The sequence below is a fragment of the Streptomyces sp. S6 genome (genome assembly GCF_054880855.1).
The window spans coordinates 1-5,517 of sequence record NZ_JBTYMC010000386.1 but is presented as its reverse complement, the minus strand read 5'-3'; the positions used below and the strand labels follow the sequence as shown (position 1 = coordinate 5,517).

Annotated in this window: 3 protein-coding genes; all 3 read left to right on the top strand. The window is 73.6% G+C overall.

The window, feature by feature from the left end:
* Positions 1-653 (top strand): SDR family oxidoreductase (locus ACVNF4_RS31855; RefSeq protein WP_461806352.1); only part of this gene is annotated, 653 nt, incomplete at its 5' end.
* A 50-nt stretch (positions 654-703) separates the two neighbouring features.
* Positions 704-1,921: a cytochrome P450 gene (locus tag ACVNF4_RS31850; RefSeq protein WP_461806351.1), complete on the top strand. Its 1,218-nt coding sequence runs from the start codon at positions 704-706 to the stop codon at positions 1,919-1,921.
* 35 nt (positions 1,922-1,956) lie between these two features.
* Positions 1,957-5,358 carry a carboxylic acid reductase gene (gene car, locus ACVNF4_RS31845; protein ID WP_461806350.1) on the top strand — a complete coding sequence of 1,134 codons (3,402 nt, stop codon included), beginning with the start codon at positions 1,957-1,959 and terminating at the stop codon, positions 5,356-5,358.
* The last annotated feature ends 159 nt before the right edge of the window (positions 5,359-5,517 follow it).

The window sequence follows — 5,517 nt, the reverse complement described above, 5'->3', positions numbered from 1 at the left end:
AGGGCGACACCCCGGCCGGCGCCACCCTCGTCGCGGCCGACCTGAGCACGGCCGACGGGGTGCGCGCGTTCGCCGACACCGCCCTCGACGTCCTCGGCGGCGTGGACATCGTCGTGAACAACGCGGGCGGCTGCCGTTCGTTCCACCGCGTCCTGGACCTGGAGGACGACTGGCAGTACACGATGGACATCAACTTCCTCGCCTCGGTCCGCCTCAACGCGGCGCTCGTGCCGGCCATGAGGGAGAGCGGCGGCGGGACCGTCGTCCACGTGTCGAGCACCGCCACCATCGCCGCGTACCCGAACCTCTACCACTACGCCGCGGCCAAGGCCGCGCTGGAGACGTACAGCAAGGGCCTCGCCACCGAACTCGCCCCGGACGGCATCCGGGTGCTCTCCCTGTGCCTGGGCAACGTGGAGACGCCCGCCTCGCAGGCGGCCCGCCGCCAGGTCGTCGAGTACTACGGCGGCGACCCCGCTGGCACCGACCTCGACGCCCTCGCCGGGCAGTGGGCCGCCGAGATCCCGCTCGGCCGCATGGGGGAGTCCCAGGACATCGCCGACGCCGTCAGCTTCTTCGTCTCGCCCCGCGCCTCGTGGATCACCGGCAGCAACATCGTCATCGACGGCGGGAAGACCGCGAGCCTCGCCTGAGCGCCCCGCCCCCGAGGCACCTCCCGACACCCACGCAAAGGATGAACACGATGACCGCGGCAGGGGAAGAAACCCGGGCCTACCCGTTCGGCCCGATCGTCCGCCTCGACCTCGACCCGACGCTGGTGGAACTCTCCGGCGAACAGCCCGTGCTGCGCGTGCGGCTGCCGTTCGGCGGCGACGGCTGGCTGGTCACCCGGCACGCGGACGTCAGGACGGTCCTCTCGGACCCCCGCTTCAGCCGCGCCGCCGCCGTCGGCGACCACGTGCCCCGCACGGTCGCGGTCGGACTGCCCCGCACCTCGATGCTCAGCATGGACCCGCCCGAGCACACCCGGCTGCGCCGCCGCGTGATGAACGCGTTCTCCGTGCGCCGCCTCAAGGCCCTGCGCCCGCGCATCGAGGAGATCGTGAACGAACTTCTCGACGCGATGGTGGCGACGGGCGCCCCGGCCGACCTCACCACCGCTCTGACCTGGCCCCTGCCGATCACCGTGATCTGCGAGATGCTCGGCGTGCCCCTCGCCGACCGGGAACGGTTCACCGAGTGGGTCGACGGCCTGCTGATGCTCGCCGACCCCGCCCAGGCCGCGCGTTCCCGCGCCCACCTCGACGAGTACCTCGCCGGCCTGATCGCCCAGCGCCGGATCACCCCCACCGACGACCTCCTCGGCGAACTGGTCGCCGACAACGAAGACGGCGCCGACGGCGCGGACGACGACGGCCCGCTCGCCGAGGAGGAGCTGGTCGGCCTCGGCGTCAGCCTGCTCTCCGCCGGGCAGGAGGCCACCGCCAACGAGATCGGCAGCATGGTCTACACGCTGCTGACCCGGCCCGGCCTCTGGGAGCAGCTGTGCGCCGACCCCGCGCTCGTCCCCCGGGCCGTCGAGGAACTCCTGCGGTTCATCCCCAACAGCGCGACCGCCGGGTTCACCCGCATCGCCACCGAGGACCTGGAACTGGGCGGGCAGCTCATCCGCGCCGGTGACGCGGTGGTGGCCGAACTCGGGATGGCCAACCACGACGCCACGGTGTTCGAGGACCCCTACGAGATCGACTTCCGGCGCGAACGCGTCCCGCACGTCACCTTCGGACACGGCCTGCACCACTGCCTCGGCGCCCAGCTCGCCCGCCTGGAGCTGCGCGTGGTCCTCGAAGTGATGGTCCGGCGCTTCCCCGGGCTGAAGCTCGCCGTCGAACCCGACCAGCTGACCTGGCGCACCGAGCGCCTCGTCCGAGGCGTGGCGGCCCTGCCCGTCACCTGGTGACCAACCACCCCCCACACCGCACGGGAGAGCTGAGCATGGCCGCACCACGCGACGATCACGGCACCGGGCTCGCCGAGGCCCTGGCGTCCGTCGAACCGGGGCAGGCGCTCGCCGAGGTCATGGCGACCGTCCTGGAGAGCCACGGAGACCGTCCCGCCCTCGGCGAACGCGCCGTCGACCCGGCGACAGGAGCGCTGCTGCCCCGGTTCGACACGGTGAGCTACCGCGAACTGTGGGCGCGGGTCCGCGCGGTCGCCGCCCGCTGGCACGACCCCCGGTACCCGCTGGGCCCGGGGGAGCGGCTGTGCACCCTGGGCTTCCCGGGCGTCGACCACGCGACGCTGGACCTGGCGGCCATCCACACCGGCGTCGTCCCGGTGCCCCTCCAGCACAGCACGCACCCCGACCAGCTGCGGGAGATCGTCGAGGAGACCGAACCCCGCGTCCTCGCCGTGAGCGCCGAGCACCTCGACACCGCCGTCGGGCTCGTCACCGGGGCGGCGTCCATCGAGCGGCTGACCGTGTTCGGCCACGGCAGTGCGGAGGCCGGGCGGCAGGCCGTTCGCGCGCTCGCCGAGGCCGGGCGGACGGTCGCCGTGGACACGCTGGCGGAGGTGATCGACCAGGGCGCGGAGCTGCCGCCGGCGCCCCTGTTCACGGCCGAACCGGGCGACGACCCGCTCGCCCTGCTCATCTACACGTCCGGCAGCACCGGCGCACCCAAGGGCGCCATGTACACCCAGCGGCTGGTCGGCACCGCGTGGTACGGGTTCAGCTACGGCTCGGCGGACGTCCCCGCCGTCAGCGTCCTGTACATGCCGCACAGCCACCTCGCGGGCCGCTACGCGCTGATGGGCTCGCTGGTGCGCGGCGGTACCGGCTACTTCACCGCCAGGAGCGACCTGTCCGCCCTCTTCGAGGACATCGCGCTGGTCCGCCCGACCGAGCTGACCATGGTGCCGCGCATCTGCGACATGCTGTTCCAGCTCTACCGGGGCGAACTGGACCGGCGGGCCGGGGAGTCCGGTGACGTCGAGGCCGCCGTCAGGAAGGAGCTGCGGGAGAACGTCCTCGGCGGACGCGTCGCCAAGGCGTTCGTGGGCACGGCCCCGCTCTCCGCCGAACTCGCGGCCTTCGTCGAGTCCTGCCTCGGCGTGACCCTGCACACCGGCTACGGCTCCACCGAGGCCGGCGGGGTCCTGCTGGACACCGTGGTGCAACGGCCGCCCGTCCTCGACTACAAGCTGGTGGACGTCCCCGAACTCGGCTACCACACCACCGACCTGCCCCACCCGCGCGGCGAACTGCTGCTCAGGTCCCAGACGCTCGTCCCCGGCTACTACCGGCGCCCCGAGCTGACCGCCGAACTCTTCGACGCGGACGGCTACTACCGCACCGGTGACGTCTTCGCCGAGCTCGGCCCCGACCGGCTCGTCCACGTCGACCGCACCAAGGACACCCTGAAGCTCTCCCAGGGCGAGTTCGTGGCCGTCTCCCGCCTGGAGACCGTCTACCTCGCCAGCCCCCTCGTCCGGCAGCTCTACGTGTACGGCAACAGCGAACGCGCCTACCTGCTCGCGGTGGTCGTCCCCACCCCGGAGGCGCTCGCCCGGCACGACGGGGACACCGCCGCCCTCAAGACCGCGCTCGCCGAGTCGCTGCGGCAGGTCGCGGGGGAGAGCGGGCTCAACAGCTACGAGATCCCGCGCGACTTCCTGATCGAGACCGAGCCCTTCAGCCCCGAGAACGGCCTGTACACCGAGAGCCACAAGGTGCTGCGGCCCCGTCTGAAGGAACGTTACGGCGCCGCGCTCGAAGCGCTGTACACCGAACGCGCCGAGGGACAGGACCGGTGGCTGGCCGAACTGCGCCGCACCGGAGCGGACGGGCCGGTGGCGGAGACCGTCCGCCGGGCCGCCCAGGCGCTGCTCGGCGCCCCGGACACCGCCGTCGGCGCGCGCTTCACGGACCTCGGCGGGGACTCCCTGTCCGCGCTGTCCCTCTCCCGGCTGCTCGGGGAGATCTTCGGCGTCGAGATCCCGGTCGGGGTGATCATCAGCCCGGCGGGCGGCCTGACGGGCGTGGCACGCCACATCGAGGCACAGCGCCTCGGCGGGGCACCGCGACCGACGTCCGCCTCCGTGCACGGAGGCTTCGGTGGCGCAGGCGGCGAGGTCCGGGCCGCCGACCTCACCCTGGAGAAGTTCCTCGACGCGCCGACACTCGCCGCCGCCTCCGCCCTGCCGGGCCCCTCCGGCGCCGTCCGCACCGTCCTGCTCACCGGGGCCAACGGCTACCTGGGCCGGTTCCTGTGCCTGGAGTGGCTGGAGCGGCTCGCGCCCGAGGGGGGCCGGGTGATCTGCGTCGTCCGGGGTGAGGACGCGGCCTCGGCGGCACGCAGGCTCGCGGAGGCCTTCGACAGCGGGGACGCCGCACTCCTGCGCCGCCACCGGGAAGCCGCCGGATCCCTGGAGGTGCTCGCGGGAGACCTCGGCGCACCCCGCCTCGGCCTGGACGAGGACACCTGGCAGCGGCTGGCCCGCGACGTGGACCTCGTCGTCCACGCCGGTGCGCTGGTCAACCACGTCCTTCCGTACGACCAGCTGTTCGGCCCCAACGTCGCCGGCACGGCCGAGGTGATCCGGCTGGCGCTCACCACGCGGACCAAGCCCGTCACCTACGTCTCCACCGTCGCCGTCCGCCCCGACGGCCCCGGCCCGGCGCTCGACGAGGACGCCGACATCCGCACGGCCGTCCCGGTGCGCCGCACCGGCGAGGGCTACGCCGACGGGTACGCGACCAGCAAGTGGGCCGGCGAGGTCCTGCTGCGGGAGGCCCACGAGCGGTACGGACTGCCGGCCCGGGTCTTCCGGTCGGGCATCCTCCTCGCCCACCCCGAGTACGCGGGACAGCTCAACGTCCCCGACCTGTGCACCCGGCTCCTGCTCAGCCTGATCGCCACCGGCGTCGCCCCCGGCTCCTTCTACCGCTCGGGCTCCCCGGCCCACTACGACGGCCTGCCGGTCGGCTTCTGCGCCGAGGCCGTCACCGCCCTGGGCGCGCACGCCACCGACGGCCACCGCACGTTCCACCTGCGCAACCCCCACGACGACGGCATCTCGCTGGACACCTTCGTCGACTGGCTCGTCGAGGCCGGACACCCGATCCGGCGGATCGACGACCACGCGGCCTGGCTCACCCGGTTCACGACCGCGCTGCGCGCCCTGCCCGAGAGACAGCGCCGCCACTCCGTGCTGCCCCTGCTGCACGCCTTCGCACACCCCGAGGAGAGCGGCCCGGAGCCGATGCTCCCCGCCGACCGGTTCCAGGCCGCGGTGAAGGACCCCGAAACCGGCCTCGGCAAGGACATCCCCCACCTCTCGGCCGCCCTGGTCCGCAAGTACGCCACCGACCTGGAAAGGCTCGGCCTCCTGTGACGCACCGCCAGCCCGCCCCGGACCGGTCGTGGATCCTGCGCCTGCGGCCCCGTGACACCTCCGCACTCCAGGACGCCGTCAGCGACGACGCCGCCCTGCGCGAGGCCCGGCTGCTGATCGGCGACGGCGCCGCCGGGTGGGCCGTGGAGGTGGCCGCCC